At 48.1% G+C, this 19,701-nt stretch carries 20 protein-coding genes and 1 riboswitch; of the genes, 1 reads left to right on the forward strand and 19 read right to left on the reverse strand.

What is annotated here, in order from left to right; all coding sequences use genetic code 11:
• Positions 1-29: 29 nt before the first annotated feature.
• From AC2TDN_RS20485 to AC2TDN_RS20545, 13 genes are all read right to left on the reverse strand, one after another.
• On the reverse strand, positions 30-338 hold the full coding sequence (locus tag AC2TDN_RS20485) for an FtsB family cell division protein (RefSeq protein ID WP_484690031.1): 309 nt from the start codon (positions 336-338) through the stop codon (positions 30-32).
• 8 nt (positions 339-346) lie between these two features.
• Complete coding sequence (gene yabQ / locus AC2TDN_RS20490; RefSeq protein ID WP_484690032.1) at positions 347-955, reverse strand: spore cortex biosynthesis protein YabQ; 609 nt, start codon at positions 953-955, stop codon at positions 347-349.
• Entirely contained in the window at positions 952-1,239 is a 288-nt protein-coding gene (gene yabP / locus AC2TDN_RS20495; RefSeq protein ID WP_482068998.1) for a sporulation protein YabP, read from the reverse strand. Before yabP ends, yabQ begins: the two co-directional genes overlap by 4 nt.
• Positions 1,240-1,404: 165 nt before the next feature.
• A complete protein-coding gene (locus tag AC2TDN_RS20500; protein ID WP_482068997.1) occupies positions 1,405-2,151 on the reverse strand; it encodes a DUF7847 domain-containing protein in 747 nt (248 codons plus the stop codon).
• A 112-nt stretch (positions 2,152-2,263) separates the two neighbouring features.
• Entirely contained in the window at positions 2,264-2,554 is a 291-nt protein-coding gene (locus AC2TDN_RS20505) for an RNA-binding S4 domain-containing protein (protein ID WP_076338521.1), read from the reverse strand.
• 3 nt (positions 2,555-2,557) lie between these two features.
• A complete protein-coding gene (locus tag AC2TDN_RS20510; RefSeq protein WP_053373361.1) occupies positions 2,558-2,830 on the reverse strand; it encodes an HU family DNA-binding protein in 273 nt (90 codons plus the stop codon).
• 180 nt (positions 2,831-3,010) lie between these two features.
• Positions 3,011-4,501, reverse strand: a complete 1,491-nt coding sequence (yabN, locus tag AC2TDN_RS20515; protein ID WP_484690033.1) for a bifunctional methyltransferase/pyrophosphohydrolase YabN — start codon at positions 4,499-4,501, stop codon at positions 3,011-3,013.
• A gap of 772 nt (positions 4,502-5,273) precedes the next feature.
• Complete coding sequence (locus AC2TDN_RS20520; protein WP_484690034.1) at positions 5,274-7,505, reverse strand: polysaccharide biosynthesis protein; 2,232 nt, start codon at positions 7,503-7,505, stop codon at positions 5,274-5,276.
• A 153-nt stretch (positions 7,506-7,658) separates the two neighbouring features.
• Positions 7,659-8,201: a stage V sporulation protein T gene (gene spoVT, locus AC2TDN_RS20525; protein WP_482068994.1), complete on the reverse strand. Its 543-nt coding sequence runs from the start codon at positions 8,199-8,201 to the stop codon at positions 7,659-7,661.
• 301 nt (positions 8,202-8,502) lie between these two features.
• On the reverse strand, positions 8,503-8,694 hold the full coding sequence (locus tag AC2TDN_RS20530) for a hypothetical protein (protein WP_484690035.1): 192 nt from the start codon (positions 8,692-8,694) through the stop codon (positions 8,503-8,505).
• A 21-nt stretch (positions 8,695-8,715) separates the two neighbouring features.
• Positions 8,716-9,489 (reverse strand): ABC transporter ATP-binding protein, encoded by a 774-nt coding sequence (locus AC2TDN_RS20535; protein WP_484690036.1) that lies wholly within the window; start codon positions 9,487-9,489, stop codon positions 8,716-8,718.
• 51 nt (positions 9,490-9,540) lie between these two features.
• A riboswitch (guanidine-I (ykkC/yxkD leader) is annotated at positions 9,541-9,701 on the reverse strand.
• 229 nt (positions 9,702-9,930) lie between these two features.
• Entirely contained in the window at positions 9,931-10,122 is a 192-nt protein-coding gene (locus tag AC2TDN_RS20540) for a type II toxin-antitoxin system antitoxin (protein ID WP_482068991.1), read from the reverse strand.
• A gap of 12 nt (positions 10,123-10,134) precedes the next feature.
• Entirely contained in the window at positions 10,135-11,007 is an 873-nt protein-coding gene (locus tag AC2TDN_RS20545; protein ID WP_484690037.1) for an SPFH domain-containing protein, read from the reverse strand.
• 166 nt (positions 11,008-11,173) lie between these two features.
• Here AC2TDN_RS20545 and AC2TDN_RS20550 point away from each other — a divergent pair, with 166 nt between their 5' ends.
• On the forward strand, positions 11,174-11,650 hold the full coding sequence (locus tag AC2TDN_RS20550; protein WP_482068989.1) for a hypothetical protein: 477 nt from the start codon (positions 11,174-11,176) through the stop codon (positions 11,648-11,650).
• 205 nt (positions 11,651-11,855) lie between these two features.
• On the opposite strand, the gene AC2TDN_RS20555 is transcribed toward AC2TDN_RS20550, so the two are convergent.
• The 6 genes from AC2TDN_RS20555 to pth all read right to left on the reverse strand — a co-directional run bounded on the left by AC2TDN_RS20555 (position 11,856) and on the right by pth (position 19,554).
• Positions 11,856-12,695 (reverse strand): hypothetical protein, encoded by an 840-nt coding sequence (locus AC2TDN_RS20555; RefSeq protein ID WP_484690038.1) that lies wholly within the window; start codon positions 12,693-12,695, stop codon positions 11,856-11,858.
• A gap of 307 nt (positions 12,696-13,002) precedes the next feature.
• A complete protein-coding gene (locus AC2TDN_RS20560) occupies positions 13,003-13,239 on the reverse strand; it encodes a hypothetical protein (protein ID WP_484690039.1) in 237 nt (78 codons plus the stop codon).
• Between the two features lie 701 nt (positions 13,240-13,940).
• Positions 13,941-14,990, reverse strand: coding sequence for a peptidylprolyl isomerase (locus AC2TDN_RS20565; RefSeq protein WP_484690040.1), 1,050 nt, complete (start codon positions 14,988-14,990; stop codon positions 13,941-13,943).
• Between the two features lie 71 nt (positions 14,991-15,061).
• Positions 15,062-18,589, reverse strand: coding sequence for a transcription-repair coupling factor (gene mfd / locus AC2TDN_RS20570; protein WP_482068986.1), 3,528 nt, complete (start codon positions 18,587-18,589; stop codon positions 15,062-15,064).
• 110 nt (positions 18,590-18,699) lie between these two features.
• The gene (gene fin, locus AC2TDN_RS20575) at positions 18,700-18,930 is read right to left on the reverse strand and encodes an anti-sigma-F factor Fin (RefSeq protein WP_482068985.1); all 231 of its coding nucleotides are present in this window, start codon (positions 18,928-18,930) and stop codon (positions 18,700-18,702) included.
• Positions 18,931-18,993: 63 nt separating this feature from the next.
• A complete protein-coding gene (gene pth, locus AC2TDN_RS20580) occupies positions 18,994-19,554 on the reverse strand; it encodes an aminoacyl-tRNA hydrolase (protein WP_482069029.1) in 561 nt (186 codons plus the stop codon).
• Positions 19,555-19,701 lie beyond the last annotated feature (147 nt).

Raw genomic sequence — 19,701 nt, forward strand, 5'->3', positions numbered from 1 at the left:
ACAGACGTTCACCCGATTTGAAGCCCTATTTAATCACTGAAAATTTGCTGCTCGCCTTCCTTAACCATGCCCTGCTCTTTCGTTGCTAGCTGTTCGATATATTCTGGATCGTTCAATCGTTCAATTTGACGTTTGAGTGCCTCTGTTTCTTTGGAAGACGCTTCAATCTGCCCTTGAATTGTATTTAGATGAACGCCAGTGGCGTTTTTCTGCTGCATTTGGCCAAAAATAGTATACGCCGCCCAGCCCATAAATAACACAATAAACATCATCCATAGCTTGAAGCGACGTTTCGTGCCAGCATTCCCTTGCGTCTTATTTACAGCAGCTGTTGCCATGAGCGGTACTACCTCCTAAACCATTTGCTCCACAATTGGGCAATTAGTAGTCCGATTTTGCTAAGCCTCCCGGCTAATTGCCATTTGGTTATATAGGGCGACAGCCAGCGTCCAAGCGGACGAATAGCTGGCCTTGCCATCCAAACAAACAATTTCCAAAATGGACGAACCAATTGTACCACAATTTTTAATACGAAAATAGTGAGCGCAGACCCAAATGCAAAAATAACCATAACCAGCTTGAAGAGCAGCAAAATCGGCTTCACGATAAGGATCTCGAGACATTTGAGCACAATAGCAATGAGCTTTCGCACTGCTCCGATGATCCATTTAACGACAACAATAACGATTTTGCTTAATAATAGATAATAAAGAACGACTCCGATGGCCAGTCCAATAAAAACGTACGCCCGCACCTCGCCATTGTTGCTAGCGTACAGCACCCGAAAGACGACTAAAGCCGCCGCCATCCAATAGATGACATCAAGCACCGGCAGCCACCAGCGCGGGAACTTCAGCTCATTCGACACGACCCGATAGCCATCGAACACCGTTCCCATGCCAAGGCCCGATAACAGCATGACTGCCATCGTCAACCATTGCATACTAAGCGTCACTTAAATAGCTTCCCGAACAGCCCTTTTGATTTTGAAGAGGTATTATTTCCATCCAAATAGGCGAGCGAATGGACGAGCCCTTCAATTGCCACCTGACCTTGTTCGAGGCTAAGATGCTTCATATGCAAATTTTGGCCCTTTACCGCCAAGAAGCCAAGCTCTGTCTCAAGTAAAAATTCCTCGCTGTCGAAGCTTTCCACGTTCACGACGCCTGTAAGCTCCAGCAGCTTGCGATTTAGCATTTTCACTTCCTGATACTTCTGCCCCTTGCCTTGGTCAACCATAGACTCGTCCTCCGCTTCGTTAACATGTCTAGGCGTAAACGGCTACCGCCGTCCAGTGGCGGCGCGGCATACGTTTCGCATTTAATATAAGCAGGGCATAAGCGCGAGGCTTATCCTGTCTTATATGTTTAGACTAGCTTATGGGGCAAGGACGAGAATTAGAACCTATTCTGCTAGATCAGCAGTTTCCAGAGACAAGTCGCGGGTTTCTGTCTTCACTTGCAAGTAGACCAGCAGAAAAACGACTGTAACAAGCTCACTGACCCAATCGACCGCTACATCAAATATAGTGTTAGTGATCCAGGATTCGTTCGGTATGACTAATGAGAGTAAAACAATGAGCATGCTGATAACGAAGGCTGACGCGTAACCGCCCAGCGCATACCCTGCGAATTTAAAAAAGCGCCCGCGCGCCATTCGCCGGCATTCCATCAGCGGATTGCTCCGCGAGGTATCCTCCACCGATACAAAAATAGGCATCAGCATCAGCCATACTGCAAATATCAAGCCAGGCACAACGAGCATAATAATTCCTGCGAAAAAAATGACATTTTGCAAAAAGCTGTTCGTAATCATTCGTGCCCATTTGCGCATACCCCACAGTATAGAAGTCTTAATACCGGTGCTTGTCGCTGTCATTTGGCCGAGTAAGTAGTGGACAATCATTGGAGTAATGGCGCTCAAAAAGATAAGCCCAATAAAACCATCCCATCGCGAATTCGAATCAAGAAAACCATAATCGCTTTCGGGATCAAAATAATAGTAGTTTTTGATCGCCTCGACCGGAACCGCCATAACAGCAACAAAGAAAAGAATAGGAGCAGCATGCTTGAAAAAAAGAGCGAACGCGTCGCCAAGCAAATAAAAACCTTTCCGTCGATACTCCGGAATAGGGAGCTGAAGATGATTCATGGATTAGTCCTCCGAGTATATAAACATTAATAGCCATTTTGAAACCATTTTGAAACAGATATGTACAAAAAAAGGCTGCCTACAAGTTTTTATCTTGCAGGCAGTCTGGGTTTTATTGCTGCTGTTCCCAGTCGAGCGTATTCTCGCGCTGGCGCTGCTCTTCTTTCACCAAGGTATACAGCTCTCCGGCTTCATCCTTACGGGTCGTCTCCGCAATGCGCTCAACGCGCACGGTTACGATTTTTTGACCGTATTGGATTTGGAGCTCATCACCGACTTTTACGGCGCTGCTTGCTTTCGCTTCGCGGCCGTTGATCCATACGCGCCCTTGCTCGGAGACATCCTTCGCAACGGTACGGCGCTTGATCAGCCGGGATACCTTAAGAAATTTATCTAATCGCATTGATTATTGGATAGCTTCTTTCAATTTGTTGCCTGCTTTGAATGCAGGAACTTTTGCTTCCGAGATTTCGATTGGAGCGCCTGTTTGCGGGTTGCGGCCAGTGCGTCCAGCACGTTTACGAGTTTCAAAAGTACCGAAGCCGATCAATTGTACTTTATCGCCACCTGCAAGTGCATCTGTTACTTCGCCCAAGAAGCCGTTAAGAACTGCTTCTACGTCACGTTTAGTCAAACCGCTTTTTTCTGCAATGTTGTTGATCAAGTCTGTTTTGTTCATTATAAAATCCTCCTAATTCGTTACCGTTATTTGTGGTCGACGCTAGCAGCGCCGCCTTTACTTTCAATTCTTACTCTCACGAAGAATACTTATTCTGCCTTCTAGCAAATAAATCCTGCCGCTATTTGAAATTTTTTTGCGATTGTTGCGGAAAAAAGGCGATTCATGACGAAATGACAGCTACAATTGACGTTTAGCCTCTTCCCACCAACGATCCATTTCTGTTAAATCAGTCTGGTCAAATTGCTTCCCGCTTATACGAAGCTGTTCCTCAATATATGCAAATCTACTGCGGAATTTTTTGTTCGTGCGAGAAAGCGCCTCTTCCGGGTCGGCATGGATGAAGCGCGAGGCATTGACGACCGCAAACAGCAAATCGCCAAGCTCCGAGGCTTGCTCCTCCTCGGACTTTGAAGCAATCGCTTCGCGCAGCTCTGCGAGCTCTTCTTCTATCTTGCTGAGCACGGGATCCAGCTCGTCCCAATCAAAGCCTACCTTAGCAGCTTTTTTCTGAAGCTTATAAGCTTTCATAAGGGCTGGCAGATCGGGCGGAATGCCATCGAGTACCGAAGGACGGTTCACATCGGTTCCTTTCAAGCGTTTCTCCTCGGCCTTCATTTGCTCCCAGTTGACTAATGCCTCTTGCGAATTGCTAGCATCCTGATCCCCAAACACATGCGGGTGGCGGAAAATAAGTTTCTCGTTTAGTGATTGTATCACATCATAGACAGAAAATGCGCCAGTCTCTTCTTCCATTTGGCTATGAAGCATCACTTGCAGAATAACATCTCCGAATTCTTCCTGCATACCGTCCGGATCATCGTTATCGATCGCTTCCAGCGCTTCATAGAGCTCTTCGATAAAATTTTTGCGAAGGGACTGATGTGTTTGCTCCTGGTCCCACGGACAGCCTTCCGGGCTGCGAAGGATCGCGACAATCTCGTGCAATCGCTCGAAAGAGCGGTTGCGCAGCGCCGCATCGTCAGAGCGCGGCACCCAGATAAGCGATAGATTGCCATAGCCCGGCGTACGATCAAGCTCGTATAGCGAAACGCGAATGATCTGCTGCTCGTTAGCAACGCCAAGGGCATGTCCAACAACAACCTCGTAGTCGTCGGGATAGCGCTCCATAAGGGCGAGCTTAACATCCGATGCCGTGAAAGCATCATACACTTGGCCAATTAAAGTATGCAACTGCGGCTGCAACAGAGATGGCTGCAGATCGGCCGCATCAAGCAGCGCAAAGCCCTCGATCGGGTCGATGCCGAGGCTGACGAACGCTTGATCCAGGAAGCTCTCGCCGCCGATAATTTGCAGGTCGATGCCCAAATCCGGACATTGCTCGCGCAGCAGCTGTACCGTGCGCTCGGCTACCATCGGGTGGCCGGGAACGGCGTAGATGAGCGACTCGTCAGGACAGGTGTTTTTTGCTTCGGCAATAAGCGCCTCCGCGATTGCTTTGTATACGTCTGGAAAAGACTCGAACTGCTCGTATAGTGTGTCGAATGAAGTATAGGCGATGCCATTTTCCTGAAGCATCGACATCGCGGGATGCTGCGCCGTACGCACGAATATGCGCTTCGCCGCCTGCAGTCTGCGCCATACGCCAAGCGTCAACTGATCGGGATCGCCCGAGCCTAGTCCGACGATAGTAAGTTGTGAAGCTGCCATGTGAGATAGGCCTCCTTTGAGAGTAAATACATGTAAGGCGTGGACTAGAGTAATAAAGATGTGCCTGAGAATAAGCACAAGTAAAGACGTGCATTGAGAGTGTTATACAAAAGCAAAATCCTACAAGCTTGAAACTAGCTTAGAGCAATCGTTATGTAAGCAGCATCGTTGAATGCGAGTGAAATAGCAAATACCAAAAGTAATAATGGACCAAATCGTACGAAACATCAATATCCTCGCGTGAAAAATGTTTCGTATGGAGTAGGCTGGGCCTTATTTTGGTGATTATTCGATGCTTTAAGAGCGTATTTGTGCTTATAGGCTGCAAATTCTTGCTAAACCTTGGCTGTAAGAACGTATGTGTTCTTACGGCGATTTTGTCGCCATGTTTGGGTGATTATTCGGTGCTGTAAGCACGTATTTGTGCTTATAGGCTGCAAATTATAGATAAACCTTGGCTGTAAGAGCGTATGTGCTCTTATGGCGATTTTGTCGCCATGTTTGGGTGATTATTCGGTGCTGTAAGCACATATTTGTGCTTATTGGCTGCAATTTATAGATAAACCTTGGCTGTAAGAGCGTATGTGTTCTTATTGCGATTTTGTCGCCATGTTTGGGTGATTATTCGGTGATTTAAGCACGTATTTGTGCTTATTGGCAGCAAATTCCGGCCAATCCTTGACTGTAAGAACGTATGTGTTCTTACGGATATGTCTGTGGTGCTAGACTAAAAAGTGGACACACTGCATGCTCAAGCGCTAGCAATCCTATACTAGCGCTCATCCCTCGCTGGCGGAATAAGCCGCCAGCGCCGTAGTCGGGCGGCCAATACGCCGCCGCCCGGAAGCGCGCGCAATTCGCGCGCGCTAACAGCGCCGCCGCGCAAAGCCGCGGCGCCAAAGGCGCAAGCGCCGACGGCTACGCACGTCAGCGCAAGCGCAGCTGCTGCCGCCCGAGGCGGCAGCCCGCCTAGCGCAGCGCTCAGCGCTCGCTCGGCGACAACAAGCACCGCGGCCATCACCGCGAGTGCAAAGCCCGTGCCTATGGCCGCGCGACCAATCGCCGGCCCTCGCCCTTGCATCCTCGCAGGAGCTCGCCCGTTCTCACGCTCACCCTCACTCACTCCTACAAACGCTCGCCCTTTCTCCTGCTCGCTCGCCTTTTCAGACGCACGCTCTTCCTCCCGCTCACCCTCGCTCACTCCTACAAACGCTCGCCCTTTCTCCTGCTCATTCGCCTTTTCAAACGCTCGCCCTTTCTCCTGCTCACTCGCCATTTCAAACGCTCGACCTTCCTCCCGCTCACTCACCTTACCAGACGACTTCTCTCCCACACTCGCATCCACACGTTCTTTCATTTCCCTAGAAGCTCGCTCAACACTCCGCTCCGCTCCCCAGCTCCCTGCAAGCGAAGCCCCTGCTCTAGCCGCCATATACCGCACCGCGATCGAGCCCAGCAAAGCTGCCGCGCTTAATGCCGCTACGCCGGCAATGGCCGCTCCTTCGATGCCGTACGCAGGAACGAGCGCTGCGTTAAGAACACCCTTGAGCAGCGCCGCAACAAGCAGCAGCACTGCCGGAATTCGCACAGCGCCAAGCCCTTGCAGCACGGGCGCTGTTACCGCGTTCACACTGCCGGCAAGCGCGGTGCAGCCGACCAAAGCAAACGCTATCGTACCCTTTGAATCGGCATACAGCATTACATTAAGCGGCTCAGCAAGAAGCGCTAAGCCGATAGCTGCCGCCGCGCCGATTGACCATGCCGCTCGCTCGGCAAGTGAAAGCTGTACGCGCAGCTGTCCATAAGCACCGCGCATTCGCGCAAGCGCAATGCCAGGCACAAGCGCAGCAGCTGCCGCTCCAGCCACCATAACGACCAGTTGCACAAGCGGCTGCGCACGGCTATATACACCAAACAACGCCATCGCGTTAGCTTCGGATGCTCCCGCTGCCTGAAGCAATCTCGGAACCGTAAAGGCATCTACGACTCCTAGAACAGGAACAACAACCGCCCCAAGTGCAACCGGAAGCGCGATAGCTGCAAGCTTTTTCATTTCAGCTCGGAGTGCCCCAGCTTTAGGTGCATCCCGCTTACGGCGACGATTCCGCCATACATATAAAGCAAGGACGAGCAAAGCAGCGAATGCCCCAAACGCCGAGCCGCTCATTACACCAGACGCGACGGAAGCGTCTGCCCAACCCGCCGACCAACTCATCGCAAGCACGAGCAGCATAACGCCAACTCGCATCATTTGCTCCACGATTTGCGAGGCAGCGGACAGCCCCATCCTGCCTAGCCCCTGCACATAGCCGCGCAATGCTGCTACGAACGGTGCCAACAGCAGCGCAAACGAGACTGAGCGAATGGCTCCAGCCGTATGAGCATCGCCGATCCAGATTGCGACATGTCCCGCTCCCGCCCACATGAAGCCAAAGGTAACGATTCCCGTTATCCCAAGCAGCAGCAATGCCGCAAATAACGTTCGCCTAACGCCTTCAGGATCATTTCCTTTGCGCAGCCTCTCTGTGATCAGGAGAGACACTGCCGTTGGCAAGCCAGCCGTCGCTAGAACTGCCGCCAGCTGATAGAACGGATATACGGCATTGTAGATGCCAAATACACGATCTCCGGCCAAATTTTGCAGCGGGATTTTTTGAAAAACACCAATTAGCTTAGACAACAGCGCCGCACCCGCCATAAGGACAACGCCGTTCAGCAAAAGCCGTTTTGAGCCGCGGCTAGCCTGCACTCGCCCTTCAAAGGGCAGCTCTTCCGCTGCTCCAGTCAATTGTTTTCCCTTCAGCTGCAGCCCTTCCGCTGCCCCAGTCAATTGTTCAGCCTCAGAAGGCAATCCTCTATCCCCAGCCGTACTCACTTCATGCCCTGTCGTACTTGCTTTACGCCCACTTGTACTTGCTTTACGTTCAGCCATACTCGCTTTACGCCCGTCCACAAGCTTGAGCAACTCCGCTGCATGCTCTTTTCCCCTCGGCTTGCGGCTCATCCTCCCACGCTCCTGCCTATCCATCGATTGATTTTGGTATTATTATACCTTACAATCGCAAACCTTGAAAAAGCTTCCTTAATCGAGATTTCTCTCGATCAAAGAAGCTGTCATATTCCTCGCTATTGCTGCTTTCATTTGCTTGCACTTGTGCTATTGTTCCATCTGCTTGGCCAAAAATCCTGCTGCCGTCTCGGCCATCTTCGTTTCCATATTAGCCATTTTCACTGACTCATCCTTGCTGAGCAGTACAACGGTGCCAATAGGGTCGCCGCCGGCGATGATCGGTGCGATGACGAATGAGCTGTACGTTTCCTGCAAATCCTTAACTATCTCGAATGCGCCGCCGTTTGCTTCTGCCATCGTCCTGCGGTTTTCCATACAGCTCTCCAGAACTGCCCCCACCTGCTTATCGAGCAGCTCTTTCTTGGAGGCCCCGGCAACAGCGATTATCGTATCCCGGTCCGTGATCAATGTAACATGGTTCGTACCCTCAAATAACGACTCTGCATATTCTTTGGCAAAGTCACCAAGCTCGCCGATAGGAGAATATTTTTTCAAAATCACTTCGCCATCACGATCTACAAATATTTCTAGAGGGTCACCCTCGCGAATACGCAGTGTACGGCGGATCTCCTTCGGAATCACCACACGCCCGAGATCATCAATGCGACGTACAATTCCAGTTGCTTTCATTTCTTGTTGCCCCGCTTTCCTAGAGGATTTTGAATCGACTGGATACTCAGACTGAGCTTTTTTATAACGAAGAAGAAACATCCTTCAAAAAGATTTTGAATCTGACCATAGTATTCATCCGCTCCCAAATTCTTATGCACGGACAACAGTTTCAGCCAAACGTTCCATCTCTTTGTGAAAAGGCATCATGCATCATCACGCCTCCATGTTCCCGCTTCCTTATTATCCTTTTTCAGCATGCCCCATTTCCTCCATTTGCTTGCATGTTGCCAAGAAGCTTTTGATCAAAGCTAATGATCGCTCAGCGCTTCGGCTCTTTAATTAGAAAACATCCTGCCGCTCCGGAGAGAGCTGCAGGATGTCGAAAAAACATGGCGGTTGCGATGATGCCAAGCACTATTAAAAGCTTTGATCTCGATTTAGGGATGGAGGTCGCGGCGGTTTCAACACTTTCTTGCTCGAAAGATTTTTTGTTCATGTCAGCTTTAGTCATCATTATTCCCCCTATGTCTAATTAATGCTTGAGCAGTTGTGCAAGCTCACGCTTCAAGGACAGAAAATCAGGATGCTCGCGCACCTCTGGTGTGCGTCCTTTCGGCAGCTCCACGCGGAACTCCTTCAAAATACGGCCAGGGCCTGCTCCCATAACGACAATGCGCTGCGATAAAAAAATCGCTTCATCAATATCATGTGTAATGAAGAGAACCGTTGTCTTCTCCTTCTCCCATACCTCCAGCAGCATCTCCTGCATCTCGAGCTTCGTCTGCGCATCAAGCGCGCCGAACGGCTCATCCATTAAGAGCACCTTTGGCCGATTGGCTAACGCGCGAGCAATCGCGACCCTTTGCTTCATTCCGCCCGAAAGCTGCTTTGGATAAGCCTTGTCGAATGACTCCAGCCGGATGACCTTTAGAAAATAATTCGATATTTTTCGGCGGTCCAAAATTGATACTCCTTTGAGCTTAAGTCCGTACTCAATGTTTTCACGCACGGTCAACCATGGGAAGAGGGTGTAGCCTTGAAACACCATGCCACGGTCGGCGCCTGGCCCTATTATGTCTTCTCCATCTACCGTGAGTGATCCGCCGCTTGGCTCGTCAAGACCTGCCACCATCCGAAGCAGCGTCGATTTGCCGCAGCCGGATGGCCCTACAATCGTAAGAAATTCATTTTCTCCGATGGTCAGATCGATGTCGCGAAGCGCCTCAAATCGACTTTTTTTCGACTCATACACTTTTTGCAATCCCTGAATCTCAATGGTTCCGTTTGTCGATTTCGCAGCCAGCATAAGATCACTCCCAAAATTTGTTATACAAAAAAATGAATAGCCTGGGAGAGATTCTCCCAGGCTTTTATCCTTCCGTGTTATACAGCCTAGGCGCCGATTAAGGAAACCGCTTGCTATACGCCATCTCTCGGACCAGAACTCAAACTTGTATGCCCACCCGATACGCTTCGAGTGCTGCAAATCGTTCGAACGGAACCCTAGACAGCTTGTTGCTCCCGCGTCATTCTTCTGCGAGAGTCGATATTCTTTTGTTATAAAACCTAACGTTAATTCGTAGTATAGTGCCGATTGCACGGGTTTGTCAATTGGTATGTTAGGTTTAATCACATTGAAAATATTTTCGTTTTATTCGCAGCCTATTTTAACGTGGTGATCATCAAAAAAAGCGATTATCGCCCTATGCACGATAATCGCTCGCTTTTTACTTTGTCAGGGTTAAAATTAAGGATTGCCCTCTTCGTTGCCGCCAGCCTTGTTCGGCTTATTAAGCCTTCCTGCTTTGCTTAGCGCTTCTCTTAGCAAAAATTCAATGTGCCCATTGACGCTGCGAAATTCATCTGTCGCCCATTGCTCCAGCGCACGATGAAGATCAGGATCCAAGCGAAGCGGAAATGCTTTTTTCTCTTTTGCCATAATAATCGGCCTCTAGCCGTAAAGGGTTCCCGTGTTAATTACAGGAGTTGCGGCACGATCGGACACGATCGCTACCATTAAGTTGTTCACCATCGCGGCACGACGCTCGTCGTCTAGTGTGATCCCATTTTCCGCAAGCTGGCGCAGAGCCATATCTACCATCCCAACAGCACCCTCGACAATTTTGGAACGCGCCGCCACGATTGCAATGGCCTGTTGACGTTGAAGCATTGCGCTTGCGATTTCCTGGGCATACGCCAAATGGGTCAGACGCGTCTCAAGTACCTTAACCCCCGCAACTGCAAGTCGATTTTGGAGCTCGCGGTTAAGCTCAGATGCCACCTCATCCGCATTTCCTCTTAACGACAAGGCATCGACATCGGAGAATACATCATAAGGATATTGAGCAGCAATATGACGGATTGCCGTCTCGCTTTGAATTTCTACAAATCTTTCGTAGTTGTCGACGTCAAAGCTCGCTCTTGCCGTATCCATGACTTTAAACACAACAACCGCGCCAATTTCGACAGGGTTTCCTTCCGCATCGTTTACCTTAAGCGTCTGGCTATTGAAATTGCGTACTTTTAACGAAATATTAGCCTTGCTCGTTAAAGGCAGCACCATCCACAAACCGCTCTCCAGCACAGAGCCCATATACGTTCCAAAAAACGTAACAACCTTCGCCTCATTCGGCTGCACAATCGTAAGAGAGGATAGACAAATCGCAGACAGCAGCACCAGAAAGACACCGACGCCGATCATAAGTCCCGACCCGCTTTCCTTCGATGCTTCCGATATGATTAGAAAAATTCCACCGCCAGCAGCGATTACAGCTATCAGCAACGCCATATACCCACTCACGTACCAGGCTTTCTTCTCGTTCATCCGACCCCGCTCCTTCATCTTCAGCTATATATTATTATGATATAATTATGATATCACTTTTTACAAAAATAAGCAATCTTTGTTCAGTTTTTCATTCTGCTGTTCGCAACAATACAAGGTTAGGTTTCGTTACAAGAAAGAAGAGAAGAAGACAGGGGTGAATGCGTTGAAATATCTTTTAATCATGCTAATGCTTACTTTTTCAATTGGCTGTAACGATGGAAAGGACGCGTCGATCGAGCGCTCCGAATCGCAGAACTACCTGGAGCAAAAAGGGTACCGCATCGTTTCAGACGAAGGCATTGCCGAGAGCTACGTGCTGTCTAAGCAGAAAATAATCGAGCTGCCTTATATGATCTATTGGGGCTTGCAATCCGCCAACCCCTCTGACTTTTTCGGCAAAACAATCCAGGTCCAAAAGTTTATCGTAACCAAGCATCCGCTCAGCAAAAAGAAAGTCGACGTTTATGTCTATTTAGCAGATGGCCAGCCTATAGGCGGGACCTCGCATCCGCACGGTGACACATCGGACGGCGGCTACTGGTCGATAGACGGCAAAACCTTAGAGGAGCTTCAAGATAAACCTTTTCAAGAATGGCGTAAAAATTGGGTTGAAAAATATTCGGATATTTCACAAAAATAATCGTTGGCCATTCGATTGGAGGCTTTAAACATGACTATGAAATTTAATATTCACGAAATCGTTCAAGATCTCCGCGGTTTTTTAATTCTGCTAATTACCACGGTTCTAAGCGAATAGCAAAAATGGCTCTCAGACAAATACCTGAGAGCCATTTGATTAATTTTTTTATTGATTTTGATTTACTCACATCCATCAAGACAATTAACTATTGATCATTAGGAAGCTCAGGTCGTTTCGGTCCTTCAACTCCAATAGTCGGGTCATACGTTGCTTGTATTTTCTCTTTTGTTGCCGCATCTTTAGGATCTTCCGGTTTTGAATTCGTCCATGTTCCATCATCAAGGACCGGAGATTGCCACCAATAAAAGTCGCGATATACCAAATCAACTGTTAAATATACGATAGTATCTTTATTTTTGTCGTTGATAGTTAGGTCATATTGTGAAATACCTGTCCCTTCCTTTTCATTTAGTTCCATGATCCATTTTTCAATTTCCGGAACCAGAGAATTGACTTGAGAAACTTCTTCCGTTATCAATAACGTAGCCAGTTTTCCTCCCAGGCTATTATCCGTTATAGTCACGGAATCTAATAATATATTTTTCGACTTCAGATCCTTTAACAATACTTCTTTTACTGTTTCGGAATTGAGCTTCGCTTCTGGCTTTTTTGAAAATTCCGGTATTTGAGTGATGTCATTCATTTTACCTTCGTAGATAGTTTGATCATTTTTACCGGTAATAGTCAAATCAAGGCTTTTAATTTCAATTGTATTATTTACGCCATTTCTCAATTCATTTCTAATATTTCGAATAGCTTTAATATCCTCTGGGGTCGCTTTATTTTCACCTGCGTTTGATTTGAGATTCATTTTTACAATTGATCCAGATGCAGAAATATTAGAAAGAATAACCCCTTCCTTTGCAAGATTAGTCTTAATTTTCTCAATTTCTATAGGACTTCTTGCAGAGATCGAATCTAGAATAATCATTCCACTTAGTAATGCTGTTACGGCCGTTCCAATAAGTAACCATTTTTTTTTCATTATAAATCACTCCCTACTATTTATGGTCCATAACTCTGTAATTAGCATTATCGGTTTTACTAGTTAAATATGGACTATCTGACGTCGGGGCAGTATTATTTGCCTGTGCTTGAACATTATTATATACCCCTAAACTCCAACTTCCTTTATCTACGCCAGCGATATAACCATGCCACTTATTATCAGCGCCTTCAAGAAAAGCGGAGAAATTCGAAGCTATCTTAAGAAAACGCAAAAACGGCCCTGTCGCAAACGATTCGAACAGCGGCCGTTTTTTTAAATTGTTTCACGGAATTAAAATCGGCGATTATAGCCAATTACGACGTAAAATGGAGATGGACTTATGAATGAGCATTAGAAAACCATATTCAAAATTGTGAATCAATGATTCCATCCCTTTAAGATTTTTCTTCTTAAGGGGAATTCCAATTATTTTGGCACTAGCAATTGCTTCATTAGCAAGCTGCTGTAGTTCTGCAGTAGTTAAGTTGTGTTTCTGTTTCAGTTTTTCTCTTGGCCATTGATTAATGAGTTTTTTCGGCATCACGAGAAGTCTCTTCTTGTTCATGATGCTGCTATTCTATTCTATTCTATTCAAATATGTATCTCATATTCATAGAATCTCATTATCGGATGTAAAGGACGCGCTGCTAACGGAACCCTTCCAATAACGTTCGAGAAACGGCAGCCAATTAGATCGGCTGCCTTAGACGGGACACGATAATTGAATATCACACACAGATGAGCAGGCGCTACGAATTCCTGCTCTTTTTATTAAACTCCCTCGGAAACTATAACACAATAACCATTAGAAAAAGGCATCCGATAATCAGATGCCTTTCCCCCGCTAATGGCTAGTACATGCGGCGCATGCGTTCTTCCTGCTGCATTTCTGCGTTGTCGTCCAATCTCCTGAAACGCTCGATCTAAAGCCTTAAACGCGCCTTGTAGGTCGGACATCTCTTTCTGGATTCTCGGCGCCAATCACATTCATTTTCATATATGATTAAAAGCTCTATTCTATGATAGATTTTATAACATATAATTTCCTGGTTTACAAAAAAAGTCCATTTCAAGGCTTGCACCTTGAAATGGACTTTACTCAAACGGTAGCTCCATTCATTTTTAATCTCATCCGCACGCTCCCGGTTCATACATTGTTAGATATGCATATTTCAGTTTTTTAGCAAAAAAAACCCCTTAACCAGCAGCTGGTTAAAGGGTCTAAATCAGGAGTCCTTACTTTTATTTCGTTGCAGGAGCATCAGTAGCTGGAGCATCAGTAGCCGGTGTTTCATCTCCGGCAGGAGCATCGCTTGCCGGAGTCTCCTCTTCCGTCTTAGGAAGCTTGATAACGATCTCTTGCTTAGGAAGCTCGTCCGTCATGAACTTGTTCATAAGCTCATAAGAAACGGTGCTCTTAACTTTATCCTTGACTGCATCCGTTATCTTATCGAAGGCTGGTGAATCACGCTTCTCTACTTTAATGACATGGTAGCCGTACTCTGTTTCTACCGGATCGCTAATAACGCCGATCTCTTGCTTGTATGCAGTTTGTTTAAAGGCTTCAACCCAATCGCCGTTAAACTTGTCTGCATAAAGCCCGCCTGTATCCTTGGATTCTGTGTCATCCGAATAATCCTTGGCAAGGGCTATCCAGTCGCCGCCAGCTTCCAGCTTAGCTTTCACTTCTTTGGCACGCGCCAAAGCTACTTCAGCTGTACGAAGCTCTTTCCCCTCTTGGGATGTCAGATCCTTAGTCGCTACCAGAATATGACGCACCGTAACCAGAGCATAGTTAATGGTGTTCTTTTCATATTCGGTTTTTATATCTTCGTCTGTTACTTGGGAGTTCATATGTGCGACAACCTTCGATGTCAGCAGCAAATAGTCCTCCATATCTTTGTCTTTCAATTTCTTCGCGTCAATGGCCGTTTTCAATTCTGCATTTTGTCCCAATGCGTCTTTATATTGCTTCATTTGCTCTTTTACATCTGCTTCGGCTTTCTTAATCGCTTCCTCAGAAGCGCGGCTGCCTAATATTTTGTAAGAGATATACTGCTGGAGCAACTGCTCCTTAAATTGCGGTATTTCGATAACTTGTGCATAAGTCGGCTGCATAACCGTAAATACATCCAAATACTTGTTGAATTCCGTATCTGTCACATTGCCGCCTTTATAGGTAGCAATCTCTGTCTTTTTCGCGCCGCATGCCGCCATCGTCATGACCAGCACAACTGCTACGATAAGCAGCGCGCCTTTGCGCCATGCCGATTTGCGTGAACTGTGTAACATGTTGAATCCCCTTTCATCTTTTGAACTTGTTAGTATTGTATCAGAAAAGGGACGCATAAAGCGAATCTTGTCTATGGCGATACATTTTGCAATTCGTCCTTAAATAGAAGAACATCCTTATAGGCCTGCAAAAATTGCTCGATCATATAAATCTTTTGCTCCATATTCAATCCCTTGCCTCGCAGCAAAACCGTTGGATTCGGCTCCTGCTCGCTGCCCTGCTTAAAGCGGTTCTCATGCTTCAAGCACAGCTGATCCACCTTTTTCCGGTCAATCCGGCGCTTCTCAGTGGCTGCAAAACGAAGCAATAGGTCATCACCCTTGCCGCTAAGCTGCTCAATGCCATACATCGTGCCGTAAACCTTCAGTCTAGCTACTGCAAGCAAGTTGCTAACCGCCTGCGGCAAATCGCCAAAGCGATCCACCAGCTCATCGATCACATCATCCGCCTCATCAAAATTGCGAATGGCAGCAACTTTCTTATAGATCTCGATTTTTTGGATACTGTCATAAATGTAATCCGAAGGCAAATAAGCGTCGATACTGACATCAATAAGCGTACTGACAGGCTTCTCTTCCTGAATCTCCTCGCCGCTCATCTCCGCTTTGCGCTTCGCAATCTCATCAGCCAGCATTTGCGAATACATATCGAAGCCAACCGAGGCAATAAAGCCATGCTGCTCCGCGCCTAGCAAATTGCCCGCTCCACGAATCGATAGATCGCGCATCGCGATTTTGAAGCCTGAGCCAAGCTCGGTGAACTCTTTGATAGATTGCAGACGCTTCTCCGCTACCTCTGTCAGCACCTTATCCCGTTGGTACGTAAAATACGCGTAAGCGATGCGGTTCGAACGCCCTACGCGGCCGCGCAGCTGATAAAGCTGGGAGAGCCCCATTTTATCCGCATCATGCACGATTAGCGTGTTGACGTTCGGAATATCGACGCCTGTCTCAATGATGCTCGTGCTGACAAGGACGTCAGACTCGCCGTCAAGAAAGTCGAGAATCGTTTTCTCAAGCTCCTGCTCCGACATTTGGCCATGGCCGACCGCAACTCTAGCACCTGGAACGAGCGCATTGATTTGCTCCGCCATTTGGTAGATACCCTGAACCCGATTATATAAATAGTAGACTTGGCCGCCGCGCGCAAGCTCCCGCTCGATTGACTCGCGAACAAGGGACGGGCTGTATTCGACCACATAGGTTTGCACGGGGAACCGGTTCTCCGGCGGCGTCTCGATAACGGACAGATCGCGTACGCCAAGCATGGACATATGCAGCGTTCTCGGAATCGGGGTTGCTGTCAGCGTAAGCACGTCGACGTTGGTTTTCAGCTTCTTCAGCTTTTCCTTATGGGATACGCCAAAGCGCTGCTCTTCATCGACAATAAGAAGCCCTAGCGATTTGAAAATGATATCCTGCGACAACAAGCGGTGCGTGCCAATAACAACATCGACCGTCCCCGCCTTCAGTCCCTTCATCGTCTCATTCTGCTCCTTGCGGGAGCGGAAGCGGCTAAGCACCTGAACGTTAATCGGATAACCCGAGAAGCGCTCGCGGAACGTCTCGTAATGCTGCTGCGCCAGAATCGTTGTTGGCACAAGCACGGCTACCTGCTTGCTGTCCATCGCCGATTTGAAAGCGGCACGAATCGCGACCTCAGTTTTGCCATACCCAACGTCTCCGCATAGAAGCCGGTCCATCGGCTGGGATTTCTCCATATCCTTCTTAATCTCTTCAATAGCTCTGAGCTGGTCGCGCGTCTCGTCATACGGGAACATCGCCTCGAATTCATTCTGATACGAGGTGTCTTGTCCGAAAGCGTAGCCTGGCGCGGTCTGGCGCTCCGCATACAGCTTGATCAAGTCATCGGCGATATCTTGTACTGACGCTTTTACCTTGCTCTTCGCCCTTGTCCATTCGCTTCCGCCGAGCTTGTTGACCTTCGGCTCCTTCTCTTCGTTGCCGACATACTTCTGAATCATGTCAACTTGTTCAATGGGAACAGATAGCTTATCTCCGCCAGCATACAGAATATGCAAATAATCTTTATGAATGCCTGCGATCTCAAGCGTGCCGATACCTACGTATTTACCGATACCATGGTTATGGTGGACGACATAATCGCCGACCTTCAGCTCCGTATAGCTCTTGATGCGCTCTGCATTATCAACCTTCTTATCTATTCTTCTTGCCTTGCGCTGCTTCTGCGTGAACATCTCGCCTTCCGTTATAATGACGAGATGAGAGGAAGGCAGCTCAAATCCGGACTGCAAATTACCTTCAAGCAGGGTAGGCATCTCAATGCTATAGTCATCGAGTACGCGGCGCATTCTCTCCATGCGCTCCGCATTGCCGGCCAGCATCATAACGGTAGCGCCTGTCTTGCGCCAGCGTTCCATCTCGGCCTTGAGCACATTCATTTGTCCATGAAAGTTTTGCATCGAGCGGCTGGTCATGTTCAAAATATTTTGCGGCTGCGAATGCGGAATTTGTCTCAGGAACAACGATAGAAACAGCGTCGGAAACGGACGATGGTGCAAAATCTCCTCCGTATCGCGCGCCAGCGAAAGAGCAGGCATCGATTTGCCGTTTTGCATCAAATGCATCGACCATTCCCCCTCATCCCGCTCGAGCTGCTTAGCAGTTTCTATCAAACGGGTTGGCTCGTCTAGTATGAGAAGCGTATCGCTTGGCATATAGTCAAGAATCGTCTGCCGCTCGGGATATAGAAGTGAAATATATTTATACATTTCCGGAAAATAAACATGCTCGCGCAGCCGTTCAAGCTCCCCGCCCAGTTCCGTACGAAGACGCTCCTTCGCAGTTCGATCGGTCATTTTGTCGAGCTGCTTATCGAGCAGCTGCTGTGCATGATTAGCCGCGATCTCCATGCGGCTGCCGTCTGCCATCAGCTCCTGGCATGGCGGAACCACATAGGACTCTAAGCGATCGGAGGAGCGCTGATCCGCAGGATCGAAGGCGCGTATGGAATCGACATCATCGCCAAACCATTCGATTCGGTACGCCGTAGACGCGGTTAATGGATAAAAGTCGACGATACCGCCGCGAACGCTCATATCGCCGCGCAATTCCACCCGATCGGCTCTCGTGTAGCCAAGCGCTGTCATTTGGCGCAGAAAAGCGTCAATCGGCAGCGAATCGCCAACGCTGACCGCAATTTGCGCCTCTGCCATCACGCTGCTTATAGGCAAATAGCGCCGAACCCCCGAGAAGGGCACGACAACAATCCCGCGATAGCCCTTGGACAGCTTGATCAGCACATCCATTCGCTGCGCAAGCGTCTCGGGACTCGAAATCGCCGCCTCGGCAGCAACCAGCTCATTCGCGGGATATAATAAAACATTTTCTGGTGAAAGACATTCCTGCAAATCCTCTGCAATCTTCTGCGCAGCGAACATATTATGCGTCACGACAAGCATCGGACGCTCTACATCCTCCTGCAGCGCTGCAATAAGCACTTGCCTGGATGAGCCTGCGAGCCCAGATATCATCTGTTCACGCATGCCTTTACGAATACCGGATATAACGGACTGAACGTCCGTATCCGCGGCAAAAGCATTAATTAAAGCTTTCAACGTTTGCGACACCCCGTTTCTATACACAATCGAAAGAATAATACGATCGTTCCCTGTACATTGAAAATAAGCCTCAGCCATCCGCTAAGGCTCATACTATTCACTTTCCGTCATTGAAGAGGATTAGCTACCAAATGAAGCTCCGGGTTCGCATCAATCGCCTCGCGGCAATAATCGCAAACCACTTTTACCGTTACATCTCCACTTGGGTCATACGCTATTATATCGCTGCGCTCTTCGGGGGTCAAGAAATGGAAACCAAGCTGCTGCTCGGTTATATTTGACCCGCTAAGGGATCCAATTGACGTTCTGCAATGCCGACAAATATAGTTTACAGCCATATGTATGCCTCCTGAAGGGTCGTTATACCCTTCAGTATGCCCATAATCCCGTAATCTAACAGATTATCGGTTAAACTTTGCCATCGTCTCTTCAAATGGCGCCTTCAGCCTGAACTCAATCGCATCACACGCATCCATGATCATCGCATCCAGCTTCTCCTTCTCGCTCTTAGGAAAAGCAGACAGTACATAATCCGCAATGTTCATACCGGGCTGCGGACGGGAAATGCCCATCCGAACGCGGTCGAACGTCTGTGTGCCCAAATGCTGAATAAGCGACTTGATACCGTTATGTCCGCCTGCGCTGCCTTGGTAACGAAGCCGCAGCTTGCCGATCTCCGTATCCAAATCATCATATACAATCAGGCCATCTTGAACATTAGCTTTAAAATAATCAAGAAACGACCGAACAGACTCGCCTGACAAATTCATATATGTCATCGGCTTAATAAGGACAACCTTCGTGCCCTGCACGTTGCCCTCTCCGATTAAAGCCTTGCATTTGCTTTGTGTAACACTGATGCCCCAGCGCCTTGCCAGCTCATCAATAACCATAAATCCAACATTGTGCCGGGTTCCCTGATAAGCGGTTCCGGGGTTCCCGAGTCCTGCAATCCACCTCATTGCTAGCTTCACTCCTTTACCGACAAATGTATCATAATCTATTGCTAGCGTAAACGGCTTAAGCTTCGTAAGGAAGGAGAACATGAAGCAGCACAGCTTGCGCCAATCACAAAACAGCGCCGCCCTTTTAAAGGACGGCGCCATTCA

This window comes from Paenibacillus sp. Y660 (assembly GCF_057221575.1).

Excerpts from the sequence above, each read along its gene's own strand:
- AC2TDN_RS20485 (WP_484690031.1), bottom strand. The coding sequence starts at position 338 with ATGGCAACAGCTGCTGTAAATAAGACGCAAGGGAATGCTGGCACGAAA.
- yabP (WP_482068998.1), bottom strand. The coding sequence starts at position 1,239 with ATGGTTGACCAAGGCAAGGGGCAGAAGTATCAGGAAGTGAAAATGCTA.
- AC2TDN_RS20500 (WP_482068997.1), bottom strand. The coding sequence starts at position 2,151 with ATGAATCATCTTCAGCTCCCTATTCCGGAGTATCGACGGAAAGGTTTT.
- AC2TDN_RS20505 (WP_076338521.1), bottom strand. The coding sequence starts at position 2,554 with ATGCGATTAGATAAATTTCTTAAGGTATCCCGGCTGATCAAGCGCCGT.
- AC2TDN_RS20510 (WP_053373361.1), bottom strand. The coding sequence starts at position 2,830 with ATGAACAAAACAGACTTGATCAACAACATTGCAGAAAAAAGCGGTTTG.
- yabN (WP_484690033.1), bottom strand. The coding sequence starts at position 4,501 with ATGGCAGCTTCACAACTTACTATCGTCGGACTAGGCTCGGGCGATCCC.
- AC2TDN_RS20520 (WP_484690034.1), bottom strand. The coding sequence starts at position 7,505 with ATGAGCCGCAAGCCGAGGGGAAAAGAGCATGCAGCGGAGTTGCTCAAG.
- spoVT (WP_482068994.1), bottom strand. The coding sequence starts at position 8,201 with ATGAAAGCAACTGGAATTGTACGTCGCATTGATGATCTCGGGCGTGTG.
- AC2TDN_RS20530 (WP_484690035.1), bottom strand. The coding sequence starts at position 8,694 with ATGACTAAAGCTGACATGAACAAAAAATCTTTCGAGCAAGAAAGTGTT.
- AC2TDN_RS20535 (WP_484690036.1), bottom strand. The coding sequence starts at position 9,489 with ATGCTGGCTGCGAAATCGACAAACGGAACCATTGAGATTCAGGGATTG.
- AC2TDN_RS20540 (WP_482068991.1), bottom strand. The coding sequence starts at position 10,122 with ATGGCAAAAGAGAAAAAAGCATTTCCGCTTCGCTTGGATCCTGATCTT.
- AC2TDN_RS20545 (WP_484690037.1), bottom strand. The coding sequence starts at position 11,007 with ATGAACGAGAAGAAAGCCTGGTACGTGAGTGGGTATATGGCGTTGCTG.
- AC2TDN_RS20555 (WP_484690038.1), bottom strand. The coding sequence starts at position 12,695 with ATGAAAAAAAAATGGTTACTTATTGGAACGGCCGTAACAGCATTACTA.
- AC2TDN_RS20560 (WP_484690039.1), bottom strand. The coding sequence starts at position 13,239 with ATGCCGAAAAAACTCATTAATCAATGGCCAAGAGAAAAACTGAAACAG.
- AC2TDN_RS20565 (WP_484690040.1), bottom strand. The coding sequence starts at position 14,990 with ATGTTACACAGTTCACGCAAATCGGCATGGCGCAAAGGCGCGCTGCTT.
- fin (WP_482068985.1), bottom strand. The coding sequence starts at position 18,930 with ATGGCTGTAAACTATATTTGTCGGCATTGCAGAACGTCAATTGGATCC.
- pth (WP_482069029.1), bottom strand. The coding sequence starts at position 19,554 with ATGAGGTGGATTGCAGGACTCGGGAACCCCGGAACCGCTTATCAGGGA.